General features: G+C 70.6%; 20 protein-coding genes. 10 read left to right on the forward strand and 10 right to left on the reverse strand.

The genetic code is table 11. The features are described 5' to 3' along the window. The first annotated feature begins 7 nt into the window (after positions 1-7). The 4 genes from argG to ACI2L3_RS13255 all read left to right on the forward strand — a co-directional run bounded on the left by argG (position 8) and on the right by ACI2L3_RS13255 (position 4520). Positions 8-1465 (forward strand): argininosuccinate synthase, encoded by a 1458-nt coding sequence (gene argG, locus ACI2L3_RS13240; RefSeq protein WP_404752438.1) that lies wholly within the window; start codon positions 8-10, stop codon positions 1463-1465. A 229-nt stretch (positions 1466-1694) separates the two neighbouring features. Then, complete coding sequence (locus ACI2L3_RS13245) at positions 1695-2891, forward strand: acyltransferase family protein (RefSeq protein WP_404752439.1); 1197 nt, start codon at positions 1695-1697, stop codon at positions 2889-2891. Beyond that, a complete protein-coding gene (locus tag ACI2L3_RS13250; RefSeq protein WP_404752440.1) occupies positions 2888-3340 on the forward strand; it encodes a GNAT family N-acetyltransferase in 453 nt (150 codons plus the stop codon). The genes ACI2L3_RS13245 and ACI2L3_RS13250 overlap by 4 nt, the downstream gene beginning before the upstream one ends. Positions 3341-3416: 76 nt before the next feature. Then, positions 3417-4520, forward strand: coding sequence for a winged helix DNA-binding domain-containing protein (locus ACI2L3_RS13255; RefSeq protein ID WP_404752441.1), 1104 nt, complete (start codon positions 3417-3419; stop codon positions 4518-4520). Here ACI2L3_RS13255 and ACI2L3_RS13260 read toward each other — a convergent pair. Genes ACI2L3_RS13260 through ACI2L3_RS13270 form a run of 3 tightly spaced genes read right to left on the reverse strand, consistent with a single transcriptional unit; the run spans position 4412 to position 13198 of the window. Continuing rightward, positions 4412-5374 (reverse strand): hypothetical protein, encoded by a 963-nt coding sequence (locus ACI2L3_RS13260; protein WP_404752442.1) that lies wholly within the window; start codon positions 5372-5374, stop codon positions 4412-4414. The genes ACI2L3_RS13255 and ACI2L3_RS13260 overlap by 109 nt on opposite strands. Before the next feature lie 10 nt (positions 5375-5384). Next, complete coding sequence (locus tag ACI2L3_RS13265; protein ID WP_404752443.1) at positions 5385-9527, reverse strand: hypothetical protein; 4143 nt, start codon at positions 9525-9527, stop codon at positions 5385-5387. Positions 9528-9529: 2 nt separating this feature from the next. Further along, complete coding sequence (locus tag ACI2L3_RS13270) at positions 9530-13198, reverse strand: hypothetical protein (protein ID WP_404752444.1); 3669 nt, start codon at positions 13196-13198, stop codon at positions 9530-9532. Positions 13199-13427: 229 nt separating this feature from the next. Between ACI2L3_RS13270 and ACI2L3_RS13275 the strand changes: the two genes are divergently transcribed. Further along, positions 13428-13853: a pyridoxamine 5'-phosphate oxidase family protein gene (locus ACI2L3_RS13275; protein ID WP_404752445.1), complete on the forward strand. Its 426-nt coding sequence runs from the start codon at positions 13428-13430 to the stop codon at positions 13851-13853. A 24-nt stretch (positions 13854-13877) separates the two neighbouring features. On the opposite strand, the gene ACI2L3_RS13280 is transcribed toward ACI2L3_RS13275, so the two are convergent. Further along, on the reverse strand, positions 13878-14693 hold the full coding sequence (locus tag ACI2L3_RS13280; protein WP_404752446.1) for an SAM-dependent methyltransferase: 816 nt from the start codon (positions 14691-14693) through the stop codon (positions 13878-13880). Between the two features lie 130 nt (positions 14694-14823). Beyond that, positions 14824-15585, reverse strand: coding sequence for an SDR family NAD(P)-dependent oxidoreductase (locus ACI2L3_RS13285; protein WP_404752447.1), 762 nt, complete (start codon positions 15583-15585; stop codon positions 14824-14826). A gap of 67 nt (positions 15586-15652) precedes the next feature. On the opposite strand from ACI2L3_RS13285, the gene ACI2L3_RS13290 reads away from it, so the two are divergent. Next, the gene (locus ACI2L3_RS13290; RefSeq protein WP_404752448.1) at positions 15653-16258 is read left to right on the forward strand and encodes a MarR family winged helix-turn-helix transcriptional regulator; all 606 of its coding nucleotides are present in this window, start codon (positions 15653-15655) and stop codon (positions 16256-16258) included. 289 nt (positions 16259-16547) lie between these two features. On the opposite strand, the gene ACI2L3_RS13295 is transcribed toward ACI2L3_RS13290, so the two are convergent. Both ACI2L3_RS13295 and ACI2L3_RS13300 read right to left on the reverse strand, forming a co-directional pair. Beyond that, a complete protein-coding gene (locus tag ACI2L3_RS13295) occupies positions 16548-17018 on the reverse strand; it encodes a DIP1984 family protein (protein ID WP_404752449.1) in 471 nt (156 codons plus the stop codon). 89 nt (positions 17019-17107) lie between these two features. Then, positions 17108-18259 carry a hypothetical protein gene (locus tag ACI2L3_RS13300; RefSeq protein WP_404752450.1) on the reverse strand — a complete coding sequence of 384 codons (1152 nt, stop codon included), beginning with the start codon at positions 18257-18259 and terminating at the stop codon, positions 17108-17110. A gap of 372 nt (positions 18260-18631) precedes the next feature. On the opposite strand from ACI2L3_RS13300, the gene ACI2L3_RS13305 reads away from it, so the two are divergent. After that, a complete protein-coding gene (locus ACI2L3_RS13305; RefSeq protein ID WP_404752521.1) occupies positions 18632-20398 on the forward strand; it encodes an ABC transporter ATP-binding protein in 1767 nt (588 codons plus the stop codon). Beyond that, positions 20395-22179 (forward strand): ABC transporter ATP-binding protein, encoded by a 1785-nt coding sequence (locus ACI2L3_RS13310; protein ID WP_404752451.1) that lies wholly within the window; start codon positions 20395-20397, stop codon positions 22177-22179. The genes ACI2L3_RS13305 and ACI2L3_RS13310 overlap by 4 nt, the downstream gene beginning before the upstream one ends. 36 nt (positions 22180-22215) lie before the next feature. Here ACI2L3_RS13310 and ACI2L3_RS13315 read toward each other — a convergent pair whose 3' ends face one another. Genes ACI2L3_RS13315 through ACI2L3_RS13325 form a run of 3 tightly spaced genes read right to left on the reverse strand, consistent with a single transcriptional unit; the run spans position 22216 to position 24819 of the window. Then, positions 22216-22599 carry a VOC family protein gene (locus ACI2L3_RS13315; protein ID WP_404752452.1) on the reverse strand — a complete coding sequence of 128 codons (384 nt, stop codon included), beginning with the start codon at positions 22597-22599 and terminating at the stop codon, positions 22216-22218. A 35-nt stretch (positions 22600-22634) separates the two neighbouring features. Then, a complete protein-coding gene (locus ACI2L3_RS13320; RefSeq protein ID WP_404752453.1) occupies positions 22635-23753 on the reverse strand; it encodes a fatty acid desaturase family protein in 1119 nt (372 codons plus the stop codon). Between the two features lie 7 nt (positions 23754-23760). Then, positions 23761-24819, reverse strand: coding sequence for a ferredoxin reductase (locus ACI2L3_RS13325; protein ID WP_404752454.1), 1059 nt, complete (start codon positions 24817-24819; stop codon positions 23761-23763). 86 nt (positions 24820-24905) lie between these two features. Here ACI2L3_RS13325 and ACI2L3_RS13330 point away from each other — a divergent pair, with 86 nt between their 5' ends. Beyond that, positions 24906-26045, forward strand: coding sequence for a PucR family transcriptional regulator (locus tag ACI2L3_RS13330; protein WP_404752455.1), 1140 nt, complete (start codon positions 24906-24908; stop codon positions 26043-26045). Positions 26046-26102: 57 nt separating this feature from the next. Further along, positions 26103-26441 carry a thioredoxin family protein gene (locus ACI2L3_RS13335; protein WP_404752456.1) on the forward strand — a complete coding sequence of 113 codons (339 nt, stop codon included), beginning with the start codon at positions 26103-26105 and terminating at the stop codon, positions 26439-26441. The last annotated feature ends 80 nt before the right edge of the window (positions 26442-26521 follow it).

Raw genomic sequence — 26521 nt, forward strand, 5'->3', positions numbered from 1 at the left:
TCTTCCTATGTCTAAGGTCCTCACCTCCCTCCCCGCCGGCGAGCGCGTCGGCATCGCCTTCTCGGGCGGTCTCGACACCTCGGTCGCGGTCGCGTGGATGCGCGACAAGGGCGCCGTCCCCTGCACCTACACGGCCGACATCGGGCAGTACGACGAGCCCGACATCGCCTCGGTGCCCGGCCGCGCCAAGACCTACGGCGCCGAGATCGCACGCCTGGTCGACTGCCGTGCGGCGCTGGTGGAAGAGGGCCTGGCCGCACTCACCTGCGGCGCGTTCCACATCCGCTCGGGCGGCCGCGCGTACTTCAACACCACCCCGCTCGGCCGCGCCGTCACGGGCACGCTCCTGGTCCGGGCGATGCTCGAGGACGACGTGCAGATCTGGGGCGACGGCTCCACCTTCAAGGGCAACGACATCGAGCGGTTCTACCGCTACGGCCTGCTGGCCAACCCGCAGCTGCGGATCTACAAGCCCTGGCTGGACGCGGACTTCGTGACCGAGCTCGGCGGCCGCAAGGAGATGTCGGAGTGGCTGCTCGCCCACGAGCTGCCCTACCGCGACAGCACGGAGAAGGCGTACTCCACCGACGCCAACATCTGGGGCGCCACCCACGAGGCCAAGACGCTGGAGCACCTGGACACCGGCGTGGAGACCGTGGAGCCCATCATGGGCGTGCGGTTCTGGGACCCCGAGGTCGAGATCGCCGCCGAGGACGTGACGATCGGCTTCGACCAGGGCCGCCCGGTGACGATCAACGGCAAGGAGTTCTCCTCCGCCGTCGACCTGGTGATGGAGGCCAACGCCATCGGCGGCCGCCACGGCATGGGCATGTCGGACCAGATCGAGAACCGGATCATCGAGGCCAAGAGCCGCGGCATCTACGAGGCGCCGGGCATGGCCCTGCTGCACGCGGCGTACGAACGCCTCGTCAACGCGATCCACAACGAGGACACCCTCGCCCAGTACCACAACGAGGGGCGGCGCCTCGGCCGGCTGATGTACGAAGGCCGCTGGCTGGACCCGCAGGCGCTGATGGTGCGCGAGTCCCTGCAGCGCTGGGTGGGCGCGGCCGTCACCGGCGAGGTGACGCTGCGGCTGCGGCGCGGTGAGGACTACTCGATCCTCGACACCACCGGCCCGGCGTTCAGCTACCACCCGGACAAGCTCTCCATGGAGCGCACCGAGGACTCGGCGTTCGGCCCGGTGGACCGGATCGGTCAGCTCACCATGCGCAACCTCGACATCGCCGACTCGCGCGCCAAGCTGGAGCAGTACGCGGGCCTCGGCCTGATCGGCACCGCGGCGGGACCGTCCGTCGGTGCCGCGCAGGCGGCCGCGACCGGCCTGATCGGCACGATGCCGGAGATGCCGCAGGGCGGCGCCGAGGCCATCGCCTCGCGCGGCCGGGTCTCCGCGGACGACGAGCTGCTGGACCGCGCCGCGATGGAGTTCGGCACGGACTGACCGTTCCAGACGCGGGCATACAGGGCCGGCTCGACACCTCCGGGTGTCGGGTCGGCCCTGTGCTTTTGGGTACTCGTGTCGTCCGTTCTTGTGGGGAGGGCTATGACCAGTGGGTTTTACGCGACTGTAGAAGTATCGCTAAGGTGCCCGAGATGTTCTGCGATGACGCGACACCCGCAAGTGACGCACGATGCGGTCTCGCAGGCCCCGGTCCCCTGTGGGAGGCATCTTGAGTGACACCTCACGGCAGACAGGTCGGCACCGTCGGGCGGCGCCCCTGCCTCCCCTGCGGCCCATCGAGCACCCTCCGCCCCCTCCGTCTCCTCCTCCCCCTCCGCACCGTCCTCCCGCTCCGGCCGTCGCCCGGAGGGCGGCCAGGAAGGGAGCGCGGCCCGCCAAACAGCGCGACGCGTTCTTCGACAACGCCAAGTACCTGGCCATCGTCCTCGTCGCCATGGGGCACGCCTGGGAACCGCTCCGCAGTGACAGCAGGGCCGCCGCCGCGCTCTACATCACCGTCTACGCCTTCCACATGCCGGCCTTCATCGTCATCTCCGGCTACTTCTCCCGCAGTTTCGACGCGAGCCCTGACAGGATCAAACGCCTGGTCACCGGGATCGCCGTGCCCTACGTGATCTTCGAAGTCGCGTACACGTTCTTCAAGAGGCGGTCGGGCGACGACCCGGACTACCCCATCAGCCTGCTCGACCCCTGGTACCTCACCTGGTTCCTCGCCGCGCTGTTCATCTGGCGGCTCACCACCCCGCTCTGGAAAGTCGTGCGGTGGCCGCTGCCGCTCGCGCTCGCCATCGCCGCGCTGGCCTCCGTCTCCCCGGACATCGGCGACGACCTCGACCTCCAACGCGTCCTGCAGTTCCTGCCCTTCTTCGTCCTCGGCCTCGTGCTCAAGCCGGAGCACTTCCAGATGGTGCGCCGCCGCGAGGCGCGGATCCTGGCCGTACCGGTCTTCGCCGCGGCGCTGGCCTTCGCCTACTGGGCCGCTCCGCGGATGAGCGCGGCGTGGTTCTACCGCCGAGACAGCGCCCAGGAACTGGCCGCGCCCGGCTGGTCGGGCGCCGTCATGACCCTCGCGCTCTTCGGCTGCTCGCTGGTGCTCGTCGGCTGCTTCTTCGCCTGGGTGCCGGGGCGCAAGCTGTGGTTCACGGTCCTGGGCGCCGGGACGCTCTACGGCTACCTCCTGCACGGCTTCCTCGCCAAGGGCTCCCGCTTCTGGGACTGGTACGAGGCCGACTGGATCCACCGGCCGCTCGGTGAGATCACCGTGACCCTCGTCGCCGGGACCGTGATCACCCTCCTGTGCACCCCACCGGTGCAACGCATGTTCCGCTTCGCCATGGAGCCGAAGATGACGTGGGCCTTCAAACAGGACGCGACCGCCCTCGCCCGAGAGGGCAGAACCGAGTGAGCCGTCCGGCCCGGCCGCCCGCCATCCACTTCGAGCACGTCGTCGAGACGGTGCCCGCGGGCCGCAGGGCCGTCACCATGCTGGACCTCGACCACCGGCAGGTCGGCATCCTCGAATACCAGCTCTGTCACCCGTGCCGGCTCGGCCACATCGCCAACATCGCCGTCGCCGCCCACTGGCAGGGCCAGGGCCTCGGACGGCACGCCGTGCACACGGCCCTCGCCGCGGGCGCGGACTACACCTGGTCCACGTCGCGGCAGTCGTCCGAGGGGCGGCGCTTCTTCGCCGTCATAGAGGACGAGACGGGTGTCGACTTCCCATCGAGCGGGGACCGGTGCGCGCACATGGACCCGTGCGTCCTTCCGCTCGCGGCCGAGGCCGGGCACGGGATCGGCCGCCACGCGGCGCTCTGGTGGCGGAAACGGAAAGCAGTAGAGGACAGAACCTGACCGCAACCTCTGGGACTGTGGTCGTCGACCGGCCGACGGACCCCTGGTCGGACCGACAGACCTCAGGAGCAGCCCCATGCCTGCGCACACCCCGACCGTGCTCGACGCCCGCGCCCTGGGCCGCGCCACGCTCGCCCGGCAACTGCTCCTCGAACGCGTCGACATGCCGGCCCTGGACGCGGTCGCGCACCTCTGCGGACTGCAGGCGCAGGAACCGCAGGAGCCGTTCGTCGGACTCTGGTCGAGGCTGCGCGGCTTCGAGCCGGGGGTCCTCTCCGACCTGCTCGTCGAGCGGCGCGTGGTCCGTACGCATCTCATGCGCCGTACGATCCACCTCGTCACCGCCGACGACGCCCTGGCCTGGCGGGCCCGGCACGACCCGATGCTGCGCCAACGGGTGCTCGGGGTCTACCGCAAGGACCTCGAGGACGTGGACCTCGACGAACTCGCCGCGGCGGGCCGCGAGGTCATGGCCGACGGGGAGCCGCGGTCCATGGCCGAACTCACGCGAGCCGTCGCCGACCGCTGGCCGACGACGGCGCCGCGCGCGCTGGGGGAGATGCTGATCGCCGGACTCGTGCCCATGGTCCAGCTGCCGCCGCGCGGCCTGTGGCGCACCAAGGCCGGCGTACGCAACCTCCCGCTCTCCTCCTGGCTGGGCAGAGACATCGACCCGCCCGCTCCGGACGGCTCAGACCCGGTCGGCAGGCTCCTTGTGCGTCGCTACCTGGCCGCGTACGGCCCAGCCGCCACGGCAGACCTGCGCGCCTGGAGCGGCCTCGCCGGACTCCCGGCCGCGGTCGCCGCGACCCGCGCGGAGCTCGTCTCCTTCCGCGACGAGCGCGGCCGCGAACTCCTGGACCTCCCCGAAGCACCGCGCCCGGACCCCGACACCCCCGCGCCGGTGCGCTTCCTGCCCGCGTTCGACAACGCGATCCTCGGCTACGACGACCGCGGCCGGATCATCGACGACGCCCACCGCGGCCTGTCCGTCGCCGGAGAACGCGTCGTCCTCGTCGACGGGCGCGTCGCGGCGACGTGGTCCGTGGCGGAGGACACCGTACGGGTGACTCAGCTGCGGCGCTTCTCCCGCGCGGAGCGTGCCGACGTCGAGGAGGAAGGCCGGTCGGTGGCGGCGTTCCTCTCGGACAAGGCGAGCGAACGCGTCGTGCTCGACTGAGCGCAGTCGCTCCGGGCCGGGGGCGGTGCCGTGTCGCCCGACTCCGCCTCCGCCGTGGTCAACACCCGGGCGTTCAGCGCGCATTCGATCTGTTTCACCGAGTGGAACACCACCAGGTCCTCGGGCCCTCCCTGGCGGCGCGGCCCGCCTCCGACCAGCATGCCGACGAGCATCACCCCGTACACCTTGTGCCCGTCGATCTCGGTGTCGATCGGCACGAACACGGGTGCGCCGGAGTCGCCCTGCGCCACGATGTTCACGCCTTCCTTGCCCGCGAGGACCAGCCCTCTGGTGCAAATGCGTGGCGGCTCGTCCTCGCAGGACTCGCCGCTGGTGAGGTTGTACACCTCGATGTCGCAGACCAGCTTGGTCACCTTGCCGCTGACACACACCTTCTGGTACTTGACCGGCCCGTCCGCCTTGCCGAGGACGCGCCGGGCCACGGGGGTGCTCGGCGTACCGCCGTTCGTCCAGAGGGTCGGCGCGTACAGCTGTGGTTTGGCGGGGGTGCCGCCGATCAGCGCGGCGTCCACCTCGTTGTCGTGGAACGACCTGACGAACGTGCCGAACGGGTGCTCTCCCGAGGTCGCCTCCGTCGGGGTCGGCGCGCAGTGTCCCGCGGTGGTCATGGCGCGCTTGCCGTCCTCGACCCTGCGCACGGCGAACCCCGACGAACAGGCGTGCGTCCGCCCGCCGTAGGTCATGCGGACCTCGGCGCCGCCACGGTGCGGCGGCGGATCGTTGAACCTGCTCGCCGGCGCACCGGACGCGGGCGAGGACCACAGCAGAGTCAGGGCCAGCGCCGCCAGGCAGCTGACCAAGGGCCGTGGTGACATCAGTTTCCGTCGTGACATCAGCTCTCCCCTAGAGCTCGAAGTCGACGCGGCCCAGCAGGCCGACGCTCAGCCCGAAGTAGTCCGCGTGCACCAGCCGCCGGGCCGCGGGCAGCGCGGTGCCGTTCACGGTCACGGTGTCCGTGGCCGTGTCCTGGTCGGTGCGGTAGAGCTCGTACTCCTGCACCAGGAGCCGGTACGAGGTCAGCAACTGCCCGACGGGAGCGGTGATCCCCCCGCTCCAGGCGAACGCGCCGCCGTCGGGCCGGTACGTCAGCTCCACCGGAGTGCCCACCTGCCGCCAGTCCATCTCGTCCGACTGCAGGTTCGCCCGGCTCTGCACGCTCACGACGACCCGGCGGCTCGCGGCCGCGGCGACCGCGCCGGTGCCGCCGAGCTCACCGAGTTCGTTGTACGTCGCGGGGCCGGTCAGCCGGACGGTGAGCAGGTCGCCCTCCCGGCGACCGGTGACCGACCTTGGCGGGACGAGCTGCGCGAACTCGGCGCGCTCCACCTTCGACAGGTGCAACGGATCCACCGAGTACGGCTGATAGCGGGCCAACGCCAGCCGCACATACGGGAAGTACGTCGTCCCGGCCGCGCGCGCGTCGGCGAAGTCCACGTCGATGTCGGCGTACCAGAGCCGCCGTTCCGGGTGGTACGTGGGCGCGAAGGCCACCGCGTCGACCGCCACCGGCGCGGAGTCGGGCGACTCCGCGAGGCGCATCCCGGTGAGCCGCTTCGCCGCGTTCGGGAAGTGCGCGGCCGCGGGGTCCGGCAGCACCGTCGTGTCGGCCCAGACGGGGTCCACGCCCCAGCGCGTCGCGACGGTGTCCGGCAGGACCGTGCCGCCCGGATCAAGGAGAACGGCCAGCATCTCGTCGTCGCCGGAGGAGAACCACGGCCGGTTCAGATAGACACGGAGGCCGGCGACCGCGCGGTGCCGGGTGACGGAGCCGTGCGCGTCGTCGACGGTCCTGCGCCAGCGGAAGGTCGGCACGACATAGGCCACCGCCGGTGGCTCCGGCCGGCGCGAACTGGGCACGGCCAGGAGCTCGGCGGCCGGGCCGACGCGGGTGACGTTGGTCCGGTCCTCGGTGAGGCTGGGGTGGAAGTACTCGCGGAACCGGGTGACGGCGGTCGGGGTATAGCGGACATTGCGGTGCCTCGTGTCGCCGAACTCGTGGACGCGGTCGACCTCTGCCTCATCGGCCAGGTAGGCCGGCTTGATGTCCTCGAGGTGTGTGTGCCCCGCGATCCGGGCGGGCGCGGGCCGGGTGACGTCGTCCAGCCACTCGCTCCAGTGCGCGTCCAGCTCGACGTGACCGCTGCTGGCGGCATGGCTGGTCAGCGTGCCGGTCAGCTGGGCCGCGGTCTGCTCGGCCGTGCGGTGGGAGGCCAGGCCGCCGAGCCTCGGTGGGCGCACGGGCTTCTCCACCGCGTGCACCAGGGTCAGTTCGACCCACGGCGTCAGCATCCAGTTCTCGCCGTCGGCGCTCGCCCGGGTGACGAAGGCCTTGTCCCGGTCGGGGAGGTCCGCCCAGAACGGCGAAGCGGTGAGCAGGCTCCACTGCCGCAGCAGCGGCAGCTTCCGCGCGTCGACGTAGCAACTCAGCCGGACCGTGGCGATCTCGCCCTTCGTGAGGAAGACGTCGAGCACCCGCTCGATGAGACCGTCGCGCCAGCGGGGTTCTCCGTCGCCTTCCCTGATGCGCAGCTTGAACGGCTTGGCCTGTGGCCACGGGCCGGGGAAGGGGATCTTTCGGTTCTCCGTGTCACCGGGCAGACCGCGCAGCATGACGCCCTCGGCCAGCACGTCCGGCAGATACGGCAGGAGCAGCTGGTCGGCGCTGTGCACCACGAACTCGCCCTGCGCAAGGCAGGCCCCGCGGCGGGGGAGTGGCAGCGGGGTGAGGGGCAGCGGGTCGTGCACGTCGTGTTTGGCGATGTGGATCTCGCCCGCACGCAGCAGATCGTGCTCCCGGTGGGGCCACTCGGGCTCCCGCACCTTGGTGTCCAGGAAGGACCCGGCCTCGCGCGCCGCGACCGCGGCGTACTCCTCACGCACCTGGTCGGACTTGTCCGCGCCGAAGACCGCGTCGAACACGCCGTGCTCCTCGGCCATCTGCAGTGCGGTCTTCGGCGGTGCCACATGCCGCTCGGAGACCGGCTTGTACCGCCGGTCCAGACCGTCCACCTCCGAGCGCGCATCGTGGTCGGGGACGTCCGAGCGCCGCAGGGCGTACTCGTCGGTGGAGACCTCCCGGCCGTCGTCGGTGACGGTGCTGCGGATGACCAGGCGCTCGGTGGACTCGCCTTCGTTGAACGGCAGGAGCGGCATCACCACGGGCTGGGGGACCGGCTCCCAGCGGCCGTACGTGATCGCGTCGGAGTGAACGGCGTCCGGTGTGCTCACCGTGTGGTCCGGGCCGTTGCCCGCCAGGTCGACGATCCGGGCCCGCATCCGGTAGGTGCGGCCGAAGCGCAGCGCGGGCAGCGAGCCGGGCTCCGGGGCGAACTTGGTGTCCAGCGGCACGTCCGGCGACACCGCCGGGGCGGGTGCTTCCGGCTGGTCGTCCAGGCCGATGGTGCGGCCGGGGCGCGGCGCCGCCAGGCTCCAGCCGTCCCAGCCGAACACGGCCTGATGTCCGTACAGTTGGCGGTCGTCGGCCGCGTCGACGGTGACCGCGCTGGCTCGTACGAGGCCTTCGTCCGGGCGGACCTGGATCTCGACGGGCTGCTGTCCCGGGCGGCGGACGGTGTAGCGGCCCCTGCGCCGCAGCAGTGAACGCCACTGGGCGACCCGGCCGGTGGCGGGGTCGACGACGCCGACGTCGACGCGGTAGCCGCGCAGCAGGTCCATGGCGGTCAGGACCGCGTCGTCCGAGGCGACCTGGCGGCTCACGTCGGCACCGATGAGGCCGGCCAGATGCCGGTCGCGGTCGGTGTGCAGGAGAGTGATCCCGGCGCCGCGGGCCGCCGGTGTGCCGGTGCCCGACACCAGCTGCGCCACCGATTCCGGGCCCGTCGGCAGGTCGCTGTTCCACAGGCTGTCGATCGAGCGGGCGTAGTCGACGTGCTTGAGCGCGGCCCCGTCCACGTCGAGCTCGGTGAGGTGCCAGGCCTCCGGGTCGCCGAGGTTCAGCATGCGGTCGCTGATGACAGCGCCCTCCGTGACGGCCGCCTGGAACACGCTGCCCCGGGTGAACCGGATCTGCGTCCAGGGGCACTTGCCCGGAGCGTTGAGCGTGGCCGCGTCGGCGAGGCGGTCGTCGAAGCGCACGCGCACCTTCGCGCCGTCCGCGACCCCGGCCGGCATCGCGAAGCTCAGGTCGAGCACGAGCCCGAACCGGCGCTGCAACTCCGGATAGTCGCCCAGCAGCCCGCACGCCTCATGGAAGTCGATCCGGTGCACCGGCTCCTCGGCGAGCCCCGGGGAGCCCGTTTCCTTGCCCCGGTCGTAGAAGCGGGCGGCCTCGGCCAGCGGCAGCATCCTCTTGTTGTCGCCGGTGTACGCACCGCTCGTACGATCCATGAAACGCGGCCGGTGACCGTCGTCGTCCGCCGCGTGCACCCCGCGCGGACGCAGCGCGTCCTCCAGAGCCGTGTACCCGCACCGCAGGTCGCGCCCCAGTTCGAGCACCCGGTCCGAGATCAGGTCGGTCACCCGGAACAGCGCGGGCAGCTCCCAGCCGCGGTGGTCCGTCGGCGGCTCCTCGCACAACAGCCGCTCTTCGCGCGCCCATTCGCTCCGCAGCCTGCTCTGTGTGGTGTACACCGCGACTGCCTCGTACAGCCCTGTGACCTCGTCGTGCACCAGCTTGCCCGGATACGAGCGCAGCGTGCGCCGCTCCTCCGCGGCGAGCGTGGCAGGCGGCCGCCGCGGAGGCCGCACGAAGGTGTCGTCGTTGAACAGGGTCCGCCACAGGGTGGGATCGGCGGCCGGGTGGCGGCCGGTCGGCCGGAGCGTCTTCACGACCGTGCCCGCCGGGCTGTCGAACTGCAGCCACAGCGCGGGCAGCAGAGTGGCGAGCCGCTCCGGCCACTTTGCGAAGTACGCGGACTGGCCGAGTGCGTCGATCCCGGTCAGGCTGGGACTGACGAGCACGGACACACGTACCGTGTCCGTGTCGGCGACGCCGTCGGGCAGCACGGTCCAGCGGATGCTGTCCATGGTCAGTCCACCTCCGCGAACGCGGTGCAGTAGTCGAAGACGGGGTCGACCAGGGCGCCGGTCACCGGGTCGGTGTACGGGGACATGAGGTCGACGAACGAGGGCGGGCTGATGGCGGGGCACTCCGTGCCCGGCGCGAACGCGGTGGCCCCGGTGCCGCTGCCCGCGAACTTCTTCTCGCAGCGGATCGTCACCGACGTCTCGAAGAAGCCGATCTCGATGCTGATGGTCAGGCTGGCCCGGCCGATCGCGTAGCCGTCCTTGTAGCCCAGCTCCATGTAGAGCTCGATGGAGGCGGAGATGATGCCGAGGACGTCGACCTCGCCACGGGCGCGGAGATAGCCGACGAGCGTCACGCTGTTCTGGGCGAGGTCGAGCCGGAAGTAGATCCCGGCCATCACCGACAGGCTGCCGCTGGCCACCCCGAAGTTCATCGACACGGCGGCCCCGAACTCCAGGGCAGCGTCCAGTACGGCGATCTCTTTCGGGTTCAGTACGATCCCGAAGTAGCCGCCGCCGCCCAGCATCGACACCGTGAGGCGGAACGGCGCCTCACGCCGGCAGAAGGCGAACCCGGCCTGCAGCGGTGTGTCGCCGATGAACGGGATGGAGATCGCGGCGTTGAGCGAGAGGTTCTCCAGGCTGAAGACGCCGACGGCCGCGTTCGGCAGCTGCATGGAGTAGTTCGCGTGGATCCCTGACCCGTCGACGGTGATCGCCGGTGGATCACTGAATCCGTCGAGCGGAATGATGTTGCGCAGGGTCTGGACGAAGTCGAGGTTCCCCACGAAGTCGACGCCGCCGAACTTCACCTCGACATCGGGCTTCTGCCCGGCGCGCATGCTGAACCGGATCTGGTCGAAGTGCAGCACGATCGCGTCGAAACCGGGCACCATGCGCAGATCGAACTTGCCCAGGGTGCACGTGACGTCCGCGGCCTGCGGCACGTCCGGGCGCAGCGAGCCGCGCAGGTCGGTGACGAGTGTCAGCTTCCCCGTCGGCCAGAACACGGCGTCCTCCGCTCTGGTCGGCGTCGGCTTGCCCGGCGTCCACGCCTTGATGTCGGGCTGCCACTGCAGACGGGAGTTGACGACGTCCGGCAGCTTCGCGCCGAGCGCGGCGAGTTCCACCGCCTTCTTCAGCGCGAGGGCCTGGCCGACCGCGCTGTCCCAGGTGGCGGCCTGGTCGGCGATCCGGCCGAGCAGCTGCCGCACCCCGGTGTCCACCGCGGCGGGCAGACCGGCACGCAGCGCGGCGAGAGCGTCGGCGAAGGCGGCGAAGGCGTTCTCGACCTCCTCGATGGTGGGGTCCGGTGCACCCTCCAGCTGGCTGACGATGTAGTCCACGAGGATCTGCGCGAAGGCCGCCGCGGCATCGGTCGCGCGCAGCACCAGGTCCACGGTCTCCGGGAACTGCTCCTCGACGGATGTCAGCAGATCACGCAGCCCGCGGAGGTCGCCGAGGAAGCCGGTGACCGCGTCGACGGTCGCGGTGAAGAAGTTCGGCGCCTTCAGATTGTCGAGGCCGATCTCGCTCAGGATCTCGGTGAGCGGGAACATCCCGAAGAGCTTCGCCCCGGCCAGCTCCCCGAAGTAGTCGAGGGGGTTGAACCTGCCCTGGGCGAGCTTCGCCCACTTGTCGACGGGAGCGGCGCCCGCCGACGGGCTCGGTGTCGCGGCGACCGGTCCGGTGAGACGGGAGAGCCCGGCGACGGGGAAGTTGGGCTGGGCGAGCGCGCCGGCGGTCTGACCGGCGTGTCGGAAGGACAGGTCGACGGGCGCGGCCAGCTCGACGAAGACCTGCCCCTTGTTCGCCTCGGCGAAGGCGCTGCGCACGTACGGCTCGGGATAGAACACCGACTGCGTCAGGTCACCGACGGAGCCGCCGAACCGGGAGAGCGCGGGGATCACGGCCCGCGCCCAGCGCACGGTCGGCAGGAACCGTGGCTGGTCCGTGGGGTCCAGCGCCAGGATGGAGTCAGTGGTCGCGGCCCCCCAGATCAGCTGCCCGGTGGAGAGTGTCGTGTCGCCGGGCTTGCGGCTGGGCGCGTAGGCGATGGACTGGCCGCGCACGTCGGCGACGGTACGCCTGACGTTCGGGCTGTTGAGGTCCGGGGGCTCCGGCGCCGGCTCGGAAACCAGACTCCGGTAGTGGTCGACGACGACCCGCACATCGGCCTTGTTCTCGTGGACGAGCTTGCCGACGAAGGCCATCGGCGTGCGGAACTCCACGAGGCGGCCTTCCAGGTCGGTCATGCTCACCTGGAACTGGAAGGGGTCCTCGGTGGCGGACGCGGGGAAGAAGGCGAGCTTCTCGTCGGGGTCACCGCCGATCGAGGAGAGGCCGGGGATCGTCTGCGGCTTCTGCAGATCCGGCGTGACCAGCGTGAGCAGCCGCACGGCGGTGAACGGGAACAGCCGCCGCAGCCGCTTCTGGTCGTCGTTGTCCCCCAACTCCCCGTAACCGCGCACCGGTTCGCGCACCATGATGAAGAACCGCTGGTTGAGGTAGGCGGCGTGGTCCGGCCGGGTGTGGTCGAACTTGCGCTCGGTGACCCTGACCAGGTCCGCGAGGTGCCCGAACGGAAACAGCCGACCGCGGTACATGACGCGTACGTAGTGGTCCCGGCCCAGCGCGGCACGGTGCCGCCACTGGGTGACGTCGAAGCCGGTCGGCGGCCTGTTCCACTGGCCGAAGGAGTCGAGCCAGCCGCCCATGGCGGACAGGGCGAGATGGCCGACGTCGAGCGGTGCGGGGAAGAAGCCGCCCGGCAGGTTCCGGTTGGAGCTCAGGTGCACCACCGAGGACCGGTCCTTGCGGTCCAGCGCCATCGTGAACTCGTTGCCTCCGGCGGGCAGGGCGCGCGGGTCGGCCGGGTCGAAGCCGGGGTCGCGGGTCCACACGGCGCGGGCGTGGCCCGCCGCCATCCGGGTGTGCCACAGCTCGACCCGGTCGTCCGGGCCGCCCGGGTCGGGCAGCGAGGTGGTGTGCGTCCAGGTCGCCGACCGGGGCGGGGACAGGAGCAGCCGGTAGGGCAGTTCGATGCCGGTGCGCGGGTCGGCGGGGTCCGCCAGCGGGTTCTCCGGGCCGGGGCCCGCGGCGGAGTGTGGGATGGAGGTCGGGCCGGTCGCGGCGAGGAGCCCGGCCGCGAGGGGCGCGTCCGGCCCGTACCGCGCGGTCATTTCCGCCGTCGTACGGGCCAGTCGCAGCGCCTCGAACACATCGAGGGACCGGCCGGTCACGGTAGGGGCGAGGCGGGCGGCGGAGGCGGGTTCCGCGGCGGCGTCCACCACGCGCAGCGGGAGGGCCCGCATGGCGGTGAGCAGGCCGGATTCGGTGTACTCGACGACGGCGTCGGTGGCGACCGTGAACACCAGGAGGCTGCGGCCGCCGATGCGCGAGGCGACCGGTGGCGGCTTGTGCGGTTCACTGCCGGCCGGCGTCGCGGGTTCCGGCAGGCCGGGGCTCACTTCGAAGAAGGCTTGTTCGGCGACATGCTGAGGCCCGAACGTGACCACCAGGAAGGCCGGTTGGGCCGGGTCCTTGCGGACCAGCTGGCGCGGTCCGAGGAGAGGGCGCTCCAAGCGCAGCCCCAGGAACGCGAAGTGCAGATCGAGCAGGTCGGTCGCCCGCAGCAGCCGGTACGGCTCGGGCGAGGGGGACGCGGCCATGTGACTCTCCCGTCAAGCGAGTCAGAAAAGCTTCGGAGCGTGCTGTCCCGTACCGCGCAACGCCGACTGCGCAATGGCGTCCCTCAAGGCTCCCGGACCCGCCCGACGTCACCCCGGTCGGCCCCCTTTTACCACCCGAACGAGTGACGGCGTCGCGTGCGCGCGGAATACCGGCCGCTGCAGGGGAGTTGGGGATCACCAGCAGCGGAAACCGTCGAAGGAGACACGCATGCCCCTCAGCGTCGAAGAGCGTGAACAGTTCCTGGCCGAACCGCACATCGGAGCGCTGGCCGTGACGGCGGGCGAGGGCCGGGCGCCGCTCACGCTGCCGATCTGGTACCAGTACACCCCGGGCGGCGAGCTGTGGGTGATGACGGGCCGGCACTCCAAGAAGGGCCGGCTGATCGCCGCCGCGGGGCGCTTCTCGCTGATGGTCGACCGCCTGGAGCCGACCATCCGGTACGTCTCCGTGGAGGGCCCGGTGGTCCGCTCCGAGGACGCGACCATCGAGCAGCTGCGGGAGATGTCGGCGCGCTATCTACCGGCTGAGAAGGTCGAGCCGTACGTGGAGTTCGCCCTGAAGGAGCACGGTGAACAGGCCGTCTACTACCTGCGGCCCGAGCACTGGTACTCGTCGGACCTCGGCTCCGTCTGACTCCGGGCACGGCTCACCGGGGCGTCACGGCTTGCGGGCGAGACCGCCGTGTTCGCCGATGGGCTCCTGGGCGGGGGAGCCGGGGTCCGGGCGCCAGAAGGGCACCGAGACGACCCCCGGGTCCAGGAGCTCCAGGCCGTCGAAGAATGCCTCGATCTTGTCGACGGGGCGCAGAAAGTACGGGACGGCACCGGACGCGTTGTAGGCGTCCTGAGCCTCTTCGTAGGCCGCGTCGACGCCCCGTGAACCGTCGTTGACGGAGAGGTAACTGCCCGACGGCAGACCGTCCATGAGCGTTGCGACGATGGCGCGTGCCTGGTCGTAGTCGGCGATGTGTCCCAGGATGTTGCTGAGGATCAGGGCGGTGGGGCGGCTGAGATCCAGCGTCTCGGCGGCGGCCGCCAGGATGCGGTCGGGGTCGGACAGCTCGGCGTCGATGTAGGCGGTCGCCCCCTCCGGGGTGGAGGTGAGCAGGGCGCGGGCGTGGGTGAGGACCATGGGGTCGTGGTCCACGTAGACGATCCGGGCCTGCGGGGCGAGGCGCTGGGCGACCTCGTGCGTGTTGTCCACCGTCGGCAGTCCGGTCCCGATGTCCAGGAACTGCCGGATGCCTGCCTCGGAGACGAGGTGTGTGATGTTGCGGCGCAGGAAGGCGCGGCTGCTGCGGGCGACGGTGACGATGCCGGGGAAGACGGCGCTGTACGCGTCGCCCGCCGCCTCGTCGACGGGGTAGTTGTCCTTCCCTCCCAGCCAGTAGTTCCAGATCCGGGCCGAGTGCGGCACCGAGGTGTCGATCTTCTGGTGCGCCGCGGGACCGGGCGTCGTGGCGTGGTCGGTCATGGGTACCGTCCGTCTTTCAACCGTGGCGTGGACTGTTTGACGCACAACCTACGTCGCAACAGCTGTGCCGTGCACATCAGTTCACGTACCCGTACTGCTGGTACTCCCGGACTGGCAGTACCAGCGGTACTCAACGAGTCATGTACGCACCCCCGTTGACGTGCAACACCTGACCGGTGATGTGACGAGCTCCGGGGGAGGCGAGGAAAGCGACCGTTTCCGCGATGTCCTCCGGCGAACCGGCGCGACCGGTCGACGTCGCGGCCACGAGCTGCTCGCGCCGTTCGTCCGCGAGGCGGTCCCGGAAGAACTCGGTGTCCGCGATGTAGCCGGGCGCGACGATGTTGGCGGTGATGCCGCGCGGCCCGAGCGCACGGGCCAGGTCCAGGTTCCAGGCGGCGAGCCCGGCCTTGGCGGCGCCGTAGGCCCCGGCACCGGACCCCTGGGCTCCGGCGATCGACCCGATGTGCACGACCGCCCCGCCGGCCGCGAGGCGACCGTCCAGCGCCCTGGTGGTCAGCGCGGCGCCGACGAGATTCGCGTCCAGGTTGTCGCGGAAGGCCTGCGCGTACGCGGCCAGGTCGGCCTCGCCGCCGACGTCGAGCTCCTCCTTCGGGTCGGCGTCGAAGTCGGTATTGCCGCCGGCGTTGTTCACGAGGACGTCGACCTGCTCCGGCAGTGCGGAGAGGAGCGCGGTGAACGCCTCGGGGCGAGTGTGGTCGCACACCACACCTCGTACGCCGGTCTCCGCCGCCAGCCGGTCGAGCGGTTCGGCGCGGCGGCCGGTGACGAACACGGTGTCGCCGTGCTCCGCGAAGTGCCGGGCCGCCGCGCGGCCGATGCCTGTGCCGCCGCCGGTGATCAGGACGGTGCGGGTGCGTGCGCGTGCCATAAGCTGAACTCCAGACGTCCATTGAGGCCTAAATTTAGACCTAAACGTACCACTGGAGAGGCGGGACATGAAGAAGGGGCAGGGCAAGAAGGGGGCAGGAGAGGCCCGGCGGGATGACGGCGGCGACGCCGTGCCGCGCGGGACCGCCGCGTACACCGCACGGGACATCGCCGCCGCCTGGGAGCGCGAGCGCCCCGGCACCCCCGCCACATCGATCGGGATCGTCACGCCGATCTGGCAGCTGGCCAAGCTCTTCGGTGACGACCGCCGACGGGTTCTCGCCCGCGCCGGTGTGGACACGGCGACACTCGACCTGCTCAGCGTGTTGCGCCGCAGCGGTACGCCGTACACGCTGACGACCCGCGAACTGGGCCACCTCTCCATGGTCACGGCGGGCGCCGTCTCCCAACGAGTGGCCCGCGCCGAACGCGAAGGGCTCGTCACCCGCCGCCCCGGCGAAGGCCGCCCCCGTACGGTCGAGGTCACCCTCACCGAAGCCGGTCACGCACTCGTGGAGTCGACGGTGGACCAAGTCCTTGGCAGGGAGGCGGACTTGGTGAGCGGCCTGACGCCCGCCCAGCAGGCGAAGCTCACGGAGCTGCTGGGTCTGCTCCTTGAAGACGTCCAGCGGAACCTGGGGGACGAGCGGATCACGCAGGTGGGGGACGTCTGAGGCCGTGACGGCGCCGAGCGGGAACGGCCGCCGACCGACAGCGGGCGCCGCCGGAAATGCGCGATGCGATGGGGGAGACCCCGAACCCGCCCTCACTGCCCGGATCTGCACGTGGTGATGTGCTGTGCACTGTGCACTGTCACCTGTACGCGGTGCTGAGCTGCACTGTCATCGGGGAGTCGAACCCCCGCGTTGCTCTTCACGCGCCAGGCGTGGGCCGGAAATCCGCCGGCCCTCGGTGTGTGCACGCCTCCGGAACAGCTACCTGCTCCCCATCGTCATCGTCCGCTCAGTCCAGCAGGTCGGCCTCCCAGTTCGCGCGCTGGATCCGTACGTCGATCTCGCGTATCTCCCGGGCGAGCGCGTCCGCCTGACCACGCAGTTCCGCGACCGGGAGGGCCGAGAGCATCAGCAGCTCGGACCGCAGCTGCCGCCCGTAACCCCGGTCGCCCGTACCCGCCGCCGCGTCCGCCGCCGCGGTGACCACCGAGTGGCGCAGCCGCAGCACGTCCCGGCGCGCGAGCGCGTCGGTGAGCGTGCCGACCTCTCCCAGATCCACAGACGCGTTGGTCCGGTTGATACGCCGGATCAACGACTCGAGGGTGTCCAGTACTTCACCGGCATCAGCCAGCAACTGGGCCGCGTCTTCGGGAGGAGTTTCACCCTCCTGGTAACGCGCACTGCTGACCACACGCGCCCGCAACTGCTCCACGCGGCGTGTCGCCTCCGCGCGCTCTGCCAGCGCCTCGGCAAGTTTCACCGTCTTCCCCCGTTCTCTGAGCTCGCACGAGTATACGAAGTCAGGTCGCCCCGTCCGCACGAGCCGCTGCACGGGGCCACGGACGGGTCCTACTTCTTCGGCTCCCGGAAACGCCCGAACGCCTTCGTCAGCGCGTTCAGCGGCGAGCCCTCGGTCTTGGCCGGGCCCGCTGCCGGCGGCCGGGGCACGCCGTCTCCGCCGGTCACCTCGGCCAGTGCCGCTTGCGCCGCCTCGGCCGCCTCCCGGTACAGGTCGCGGGAGGTCGTCATGGCGTCGAGCGCCTCGGCGTACTTGGTGACCATGTCCTGGGCGTGGACCAGCTCCTCGTCGGGGGTGAGCAGGTGCCAGCCCTGGCGCAGCCGCGTCAGAGCCCGCTCGGCCTCGGGTGACATGGGGCGGGGGAGGGCGGCGAACTCCCGCACGCGGTCGAGGAGTTCGGTCGGCTCGGACCCGTCCAGGAAGACCGTGCGTACGGTGAAACGCTCCGCTTCGTAATCCGCGCCCTGCGGAACCGTGGGCAGGATGACGGCGCCGCCGCGCGGCATCCGCACGCTCAGCTCGCGCTTCATCGCGAAGTCCGCGATCTGTGCCTGCTCCGGCGTGCCCCGGTGCTCGACCACCCGGTGCCGCAGGCTCGGCGGCAGGAACGTCGAGATCGGCTGCTGCCCCTTGGCGTCCGGGGTCATCGCCTCGTGCACCACGACGTGGATGAACCAGCTCTGCCGGGTGCAGTCCCGCAGCAGGTGGCGCAGCTCGTCGTCGTCCTTCGGCAGATGGTTCGTGGTACGCAGGCGCACGCCCGCCACCGTGTCGTGGTCCCAGGCGACCTGATCGCTGTCGGGCCAGAACATGAGCGCGGGCGAGGGCCAGTGATCGTCCCACGCCTGCTCCGCCTCGGCGGCGAGGACCCAGGTGACGCCCTCGTCCTCCTTGCGGCGCGCCTCGGGATCGTAGGTGGTCAGCTGGGCGCGCACCGTGACGTCGTCGGCCACGCGCCAGCGGGCCTCGAAGAGGCGGCGGGCCGACGGACCGGGGTCCGCGGACTCGTCGCGCGGGTGCAGGACGGTGGAGGCGGCCGCCTCTACGGGGTCGAGGTCCAGGAAGTCGTCGAGCACCCCGGCCGCCTTCAAGGCGATCAGGTTGCGCCGGACGTCCTGCTCGGGCTCGGGGCCGAGGTGGCGCCCGCGCCCGAGCCACGCGGTGTCGGGGACGGCGGTCGATGAGGTGCTGTTCTTGGCCATGGATTCGTTCTGTAGGCGATCGGGGCCCGACCAGTATGGTCCGTTGAGCTGTCGATGGAAGACGCCGGTGGAGGTCGGTGTCATGGTTTGGGGGCGGTTTGTGGGGTCTCGCTCGACTTCTTCGGTGTGAGCGTGGGGCGACGGCCGCGTAACCGCCGATTGACGGCCAGGTGTCACTGCCGGTGGCAGCGCCGTTCGGTGCGTGAACCGGGTGGGATACCCGACAGTTGTCGGGCGATCTCGGGGCGGTCGCCGATGAGGATGGCCGGTATGCACCCCGACCTCGAAGCACCTCAGCCCAGGCAGGCCGCGCCGCCACCGAGCGTCGCGTCCCTGCTCCGCCCGTACGCCGGGAGATTCGCTGCCGTCGTGATGCTGCAGGTCATCGGCGCTCTCGCGGGCCTGGCGCCGCTGCTGGCCGTCGTCGAACTGGGCCGGGCCCTGCTGTCGCCCGCTCCGGTCGATCACGACCACGTCTGGTTCGCGGTGACCGCGGGGGCCACGGGTCTGTTCGTCCGCCTGCTGTGCACGGCCGCGTCGTCCGGGATCGGGCACCTGCTCGACGGGCAGGTGCAACTGTCGTTCCGCCGTCGGCTTGCCGCGAGCCTCGGCCGCGTACCGATCGGCTGGTTCTCCCGGCGCCGGACGGGCGAGGTGGCCAAGGTGGTGGGGGAGGACGTCGGCGCCGTACACCCGTTCATCGCGCACGCCCCCGGCGAGCTCGTCTCCGCGTTCGTGGTCCCTCTGGCGTCCCTGGTCTACCTGTGCACGATCGACTGGCTGCTCACCCTGATCACGCTGATACCCGTGGTGCTCGCGGTGGCGCTGGTCCCTCTGATGATGACTCCGACCCGGCTGCGGGAGCAGGAGGAGTTCGACGCGGCCATGGGGCGCGTCTCGAGTTCCGTCGTCGAGTTCGTGCAGGGCATAGCGGTGGTGAAGACGTTCGGTGGTTCCGGCCGCGCGCACCGCAGGTTCCTGACGGCCGCCGACGATTTCGTGGCCACCTTTCGACGCTGGGTGCACGGCCTCTCCAAGATCGCCGCGGGGATGCAGCTCGTCCTCTCACCACCGTTCGTACTCCTGGTCGTACTGACCGGCGGCACGGCCCTGATCACCAGCGGTGACCTGGCCCCCGCCGACCTGCTGCCCTTCCTGCTGCTCGGGCTCGGCCTGACCGCTCCCGTGGAGGCCTTGGGCCACGGCTTCGACGACATGCAGGCCGCGCGGCGCGCCGTCGGCCGCATCCGCGACGTACTGGAGGTGCGACCCCTGCCGGAACCCACGCACCCCGTCACGCCACACGAACACTGCCGGGGACGAGTCGAACTGCGGGACGTCCGATTCGGCTACGAAGCCGATCACGAGGTCCTGCGCGGCATCGACCTGGTACTCGAACCGGGAACGGTCACCGCGATCGTCGGCCCGTCGGGCAGCGGGAAGTCCACGCTGGTCCAGCTGCTGCCGCGGTTCTTCGACCCGACCCACGGTTCGGTCCTCCTCGGCGGCGTCGACCTGCGTGAGCTGGACAGTCGGGAGCTCTACCGGACGGTGTCCTTCGTCTTCCAGGACGTACGGCTGCTGCGTGCGTCCGTCGCGGACAACATCGCCCTGGCAGTACCGCACGCCGGCCACGACGACGTCGTACGCGCCGCCCGGGCGGCCCACATCCACGACCGGATCCTCGAGCTGCCCCGCGGCTACGAGTCGGTGATCGGCGAGGACGCCGGACTGTCGGGCGGCGAGGCACAGCGCATCTCCCTCGCCCGCGCGCTGCTCGCGGACACGCCCGTTCTCGTACTCGACGAGGCGACGGCCTTCGCCGACCCGAAGACGGAACAGGCGGTACGCCGGGCCCTGGGGGAGCGGACGGGATCGGCGGATGAGCGGACGACCGTCGTCATCGCCCATCGCCTGGAGACCATCGCGGACGCCGACACCGTCGTGATGCTGGACGGCGGAACGATCGTGGAGCGCGGCCGCCCGGGCGAACTGCTCGCACGAGGAGGCAAGTTCGCCGACTTCTGGCACGCGCACCGCTCGGCTCAGCCGGAGGCGGCCATGGGGTTCGCGGAGCCACTCGAAGCGCACGACCACATACCGAACGGTGATGTACGGAGAGGAGGCGAGCCCCGATGATTCAGCTGCTGCTACGCGTACTGGGACGCGAGTACGGCCGGCCGCTGCGCCGCGCCGTGGCCCTGATGACGACGACCGCGGTGGTCGAGGGCCTGTCCTACGCCCTGCTGGTCCCCGTACTGCGGGCACTGTTCGGGAAGACGCCCGAAGACGCCTGGCCGTGGCTGCTGGCCTTCGGCGCCGCGGTGGCGGTCTGCGCCGGGCTGCGCTACGTCAGCGAGCTCGCCGGGTTCCGCGTCGGCGCCGCGCTGCTCCGCGGCATGTACCACCGCCTCGGTGACCACCTGGCCCGCCTGCCCATCGGCTGGTACGGCGCGGGCCGCATCGGGGAAGTGTCCGTCCTGGCAAGCCGCGGGGTCCTGGAGGCGATGGGCGTGATCGCGCACCTGCTGGTGCCGTTGATCTCGGCCGGTGTGACACCGCTGACGATCGTTGCCGTGATGCTCGCCTTCAACTGGCAGATGGGACTGGCCGTGCTGGCCGCGGTGCCGGCCGTGGCGGCGATCCAGCTCTGGACGGCGCGCTCGATGGCCACGAGCGACGCGGAGCGGTCCGCGCGCGACGACGAGGCCACCGGCAGGGTCATCGAATTCCTGCAGGCCCAGCCGGTACTGCGGGCCGGCGGACGCACGGCCGAACGATTCCACCTGCTCGACGACTCGCTCCGCGAAGTCGAACGAGCGTCTCGCCGAACCACCCTGTCGGCGCTGCCCGGTGTCGTGGGCCTGACGCTCGTGGTGCAGGTGGTGTTCACCGGAACGCTGGTACTGGGCGCCCATCTCGCACTGGGCGGGAACATCGGGACCGCCGAGGTCCTGACGCTCCTGGTTCTGGCCGCCCGCTGCGCGGATCCGCTGCTCTCACTGGCGGACCTCGGCGGCCAACTGCGCGGCGCGCGAGCCGTGTTGACCCGCCTCGACACGGTGCTGCGCACCGAACCGCTGCCCGAACCTGCCACGCCGGTCCTGCCGGTACGGCATGACGTGGAGTTCGAGTCGGTGTCCTTCGGGCACGGTGACTGCCCGGGCGGGGCCGGCGGGACAGGTGGCCGCGCCGGCCGGGGGAGCCGGAAGGTGATCGACGGCGTGTCACTGTCCGTGCCCCAGGGACAGCGCCTCGCCATCGTCGGCCCGTCGGGCGCGGGCAAGAGCACACTGCTGCAACTCCTCGCCCGTTTTTACGACGTGGACGCGGGGGCCGTACGCGTGGGCGGTGTGGACGTACGCGCGATGGACACGGAGGAGCTGATGGCGCAGATCTCCTTCGTCTTCCAGGACGTCTATCTCTTCGACGGCACGATCGAGGAGAACGTACGCCTCGGCCGCCCCGACGCGGACGGCGCCGAAGTGCACGCGGCAGTCCGCGCGGCGCGGCTGGACGAGGTGATCGAACGGCTGCCAGCCGGGTGGGCGACGAACGTCGGCGAGGGCGGCGCGCTGCTGTCGGGCGGTGAGCGCCAGCGCGTCTCGATAGCGCGAGCGCTGCTGAAGGACGCGCCCATCGTGCTGCTGGACGAGGTCACCTCCGCACTGGACCCGCTGAACGAGGCGGCCGTCCACGAGGGCATCGACCGCCTGATGGCGGGCCGGACGGTCGTGATGGTCGCACACCGGATGCGGACCGTCCGACGCGCCGATCGCGTCGTCTTCCTCGACAGGGGCCGCATCGTGGAGGAGGGCAGCCACGACGAGTTGCTGTGCCTTGGCCGCCGCTACGCCGAGTTCTGGAACGTGTCTTCGAGGGCGGAGGCAGAGTCGGTGGAGGCGGTGGGCGGCGAGTGAGCGGGTGATGGTGAGCCCCTCGTGAGCTCCGCGTTGTCAAGAGGGGCTCACCGCACGCTCGGACGCACTGCGCAGAACACAGAACTCGTTGCCTTCGGGATCGGCGAGGACGGCCCAGCCCGTGCCATCCGGCTCCCGATGGTCGCTGACGAAGGTGGCTCCAAGGCCCAGCAGCCGTTCGACTTCCGCGTCGCGCGTGGTCCTGGGCCGCAGGCACAGATGGAGCCTGTTCTTCCCCGTCTTCGGTTCGGGCACCTGCTGGAAGTACAGGAGGGGCCCGGTCGGCAGCATCACCTGGGTTTCCACGTCACCCGGCCTGTCCTCAGGGTGCAACGGATGCCCGGTCGCCGCACTCCAGAAGCGCGCCAGCCCATAGGCATCCGCACAGTCGACCGCGACGTTCTGCAACTCTGAGACCACGGCGACTCCACACATCCTCGAACCAGTACCAGGAATCAGGCGGCGACGAGCTCCCGCTCGCGGTCCGGCATTTGAACCTTGGGCTTCTTGTTCGGCAGCGAGAGCCGGAAGACCTTGTGCCACGCGGAGAATACCTGCTTGGGCAGCGGGCCGGTGACGTACTCCAGCTCGTACTTCTCGAACAGTGCGCGCACCTTCACGGCGACCTCGGCGTACCGGTTGCTCGGCAGGTCCGGGAACAGGTGGTGCTCGATCTGGTGCGACAGGTTGCCGGTCATGAAGTGCATGGCCTTGCTGCCGCTGATGTTCGCCGAGCCCATCATCTGGCGCAGGTACCACTGGCCGCGCGTCTCGCCCTTGATCGACCGGCGCTCGAAGACCTGTACGCCCTCGGGGAAGTGCCCGCACATGATCACCGAGTGGGACCAGACGTTGCGGACCAGGTTCGCGGTGAACGTGGCGGCGAGCGTGGGGAGGAACGACGGGCCCGAAAGGAGCGGGTGGATCACGTAGTCCTTGAGCACCTGCTTGCGGATCTTGCGGCCCACGGCCTTGGCCCGCGCGCGGAACTCCGGGTTCTTGCGGCGGCGCTTGTTCAGGTTCTTGCCGAGTTCAAGGTCGTACGCTGCGATGCCGTACTCGAAGAAGCAGGCGTTGATGAAGTTCCACAGCGGCTGGCCGAGGTGGAACGGGTGCCACTTCTGGTCCTCGTCGACGCGCATGATGCCGTAGCCGAGGTCGTTGTCCTTGCCGATGACGTTCGTGTACGTGTGGTGCAGCTCGTTGTGCGAGTGCTTCCACTGGTCGGACGGCGAGACGTGATCCCACTCCCAGGTGGTGGAGTGGATCTTCGGGTCCCGCATCCAGTCCCACTGGCCGTGCAGGACGTTGTGGCCGATCTCCATGTTGTCCATGATCTTCGCCACGGACAGTCCGGCGGTGCCGAGCAGCCACGCGGGAGGGAAGATCGAGAACAGCAGTACGCCCCTGCTGGCCAGCTCGAGCTTGCGCTGCGCCGAGATCACCTTGCGGATGTAGGCGGCGTCCTTCTCGCCGCGGCCGGCGATCACCTCGTCACGGATCGCGTCCAGCTCGCGGCCGAGCTCCTCGATCTGTTCCGCGGTCAGGTGGGCGGTGGGGTCGATGGCGGTCAAAGTGCTCCTACCGTTCGATGTCGCAGGGGCCCGCCGCGGCGGACACGCAGGTCTGGATGAGGACGCCCGGTTCGGCCTCGGTGATCTCGCCGGTGCGCAGGTCGCGGACGACGCCCGCCTTGAGCGGCGTGACGCAGCCGAAGCAGATGCCCATGCGGCACCCGGAGGGCATGAGCACGCCGGCCTCCTCGCCGACGTCCAGCAACGGCGTGGCGCCGTCCGCGTCGACGGTCTTGCCGGTGGCGCTGAACGTGACCTCCCCGCCGCCGTCGCCGGCGACGGCGATGCTGGGACGGAAGCGTTCGGTGTGCAGGCGCTCCTGTACGCCGTGCTCGGCCCAGTGCTTTTCGGCGGCGTCGAGCAGACCCGCGGGCCCGCAGGCCCAGGTCTCGCGCTCGGCCCAGTCGGGCACGAGTTCGTCGAGACGGGCGATGTCGAGCATGCCGTCCGTGTCGGTGTGCACCTCGGTGAGCCGCAGCTTCGTGTCCTTGACCAGGTCGTGCAGTTCGTTGCGGAAGATCACGTCGTGTGGCCGTGGCGCGCAGTGGACCATGACGACATCGTCGAACTCGGTGTCGCGCAGCATGCCCATCACGGGCGTGATGCCGCTGCCGGCCGTCAGGTAGAGCACCTTGGCGGGCTTGTCCCGCGGCAGCACGAAGTCGCCGGTCGCCTGGTCGAGCTGGATCAGCGTGCCCGGTTTCGCCCTGCGGACCAGGTGATTGCTGACCTTGCCGTCCGGGATCGCCTTCACGGTGATCGTGAAGCGGCCGTCCCGGCGGTTCGTCGGTGAGGTGATGGAGTAGGCACGCCACAGGCGCACCCCGTCGACGTCGACTCCGATCCGCACGTACTGACCGGCCGTGTGGCCGCGCCAGCCCTGCCCCGGCCTGATCACGATGGTCGCGGCGTCACCCGTCTCGGGGTGCACGGCCTCGATGCGTCCCCGAAGGTCGGCGCCCGCACGCAGTGGGCTGACCAGGTCGAGGTAGTCCGACGGCAGCAGCGGCGTCGTGACCATCTCCAGCAGTTTCCACGCCCTGCTGCGCAGGGCTGTACTCGTCATGGCACCAGCTTGCTGTGCCTCAGGGCGTAAAGTCCTGACCGCAGGACGTAAATCTGGTCGGCTGAATTGTTCGCAGGGAATAAAAAGTGAGCCATGTGATCCGCAGGGCGAGTGAACTGGACCTGGATGAGACGACGGTCACGGCACTTCGGGCAGCGCTGAAGGCCACCGCCGACGAGGTCGTCCAGGCGATCATCGACGAGGTCCCTTCCTACGCCAACGCCCTCTCGGGCCATATGGGCGCCACCATCCGCCGAGCCGTCCGCACGGCCCTGGGGCACTACCTGGACCTCGCGAGCGGGAACGCCACGGGCGGCGACGGCGGCGACGCCGCCTACGAGCTGGGCCGCGGCGAGGTCCGCGACGGCCGTTCGATGGACGCCCTGCTCAGCGCCTACCGCGTCGGTGCCCGCGTGGCCTGGCGATGCCTGGCAGCGGGGGCCGTACCCGCAGGTCTGCCCGCCGCCGAGGTCGCCAAGTTCGCCGAGCTGACCTTCGCCTACATTGACGAGCTCTCCGCCGCCAGCGCCGCGGGCCACGCCGACGAACTGGCCGCCCGGGGCAGGGCCCACGAGCGCCATCTGGAACACCTGGCCCGCGACCTCCTCGCCGGCGCGAGCCCGGACGTGCTGCTGGTCTCCGCTCAACGAGCCGGGTGGCAGCCTCCGGTTTCGCTGACCGCGGTTTTGCTGCCCGCCGCCCAGGCCCGGCCCGCCTACCGCGCGCTCGACCCGAGCACCCTCGTCCTCGACGATCTGCCGGATGCCACCGGGGTGCTGCTCGTCCCCGATGCCGACCGCTCACATCTCTTGCGGCAGCTGACCGACCGCACCCCCGTCGTCGGCCCGGCCCGGCCGTGGACTCGTGCGTCCGCCTCGTACGCACGAGCCGTACGCGCGCGCTCCCTCTCCTCCGACATTCGCGACACCGAGGACCACCTGCCCGAGCTGGTGCTGAGCGCCGACGCGGACGCGTTCGCGGATCTGCGTGCCCGAGCCCTCGCACCGTTGCGGACCTTGCCTGCCGCGACCGCACGGCGGCTGGAGGAAACATTGCGGGCATGGCTGCTGCACCAGGGCAGGCGGGACGAGGTGGCGGCGGAGTTGTTCGTCCATCCCCAGACAGTCCGGTACCGGATGTCGCAGCTGCGGGAGCTGTTTCCGGATCTCGCATCGCCGCACCGGGTCCTTGAACTGACGCTGGCGCTCGGCCTCCGGGCCGGCTGACACGCCGCGCAAGGGATGATGGGGGTGGAATGACGGAACGTGAGATCAGGAGCTTCCATGGCGAATCGGATTCACCGCCCTCGTGAGGACGCGGAGTTCGATTTCATCCTCGGGATGAGCGGAGTTCCGGTCCTCGCATACTTCATCGGGACATGGCCCAAGGCGATCGAGCCCTGCCGGGTGATGGACCTCGTCGTGGGCGATATCGCCGACGACTACACGGGCCGCCTGACGGCCGTCCGCACGGACATCACGCGTTGTCCGGCCGCAACCGAGCGCTACGGAATCACCGGAGCCTCGTCCTATGTCCTGCTGAAGGAGGGAGAGGCGGTGGCGCACGGCACGGGACCCATGACCGTCGCCGAGATGCGGAAGTTCCTGGACGGCCACCTCTGAGCGGCCGTTCGTGCACCGACGCCTGACGAGTTCCGGCTCGTTGCCGGGCAGCTCAACATTCTGGCTCCCAGGGGCGGAGC

The organism is Streptomyces sp. NPDC029674 (assembly GCF_044903205.1).
Taxonomy (GTDB): Bacteria; Actinomycetota; Actinomycetes; order Streptomycetales; family Streptomycetaceae; genus Streptomyces.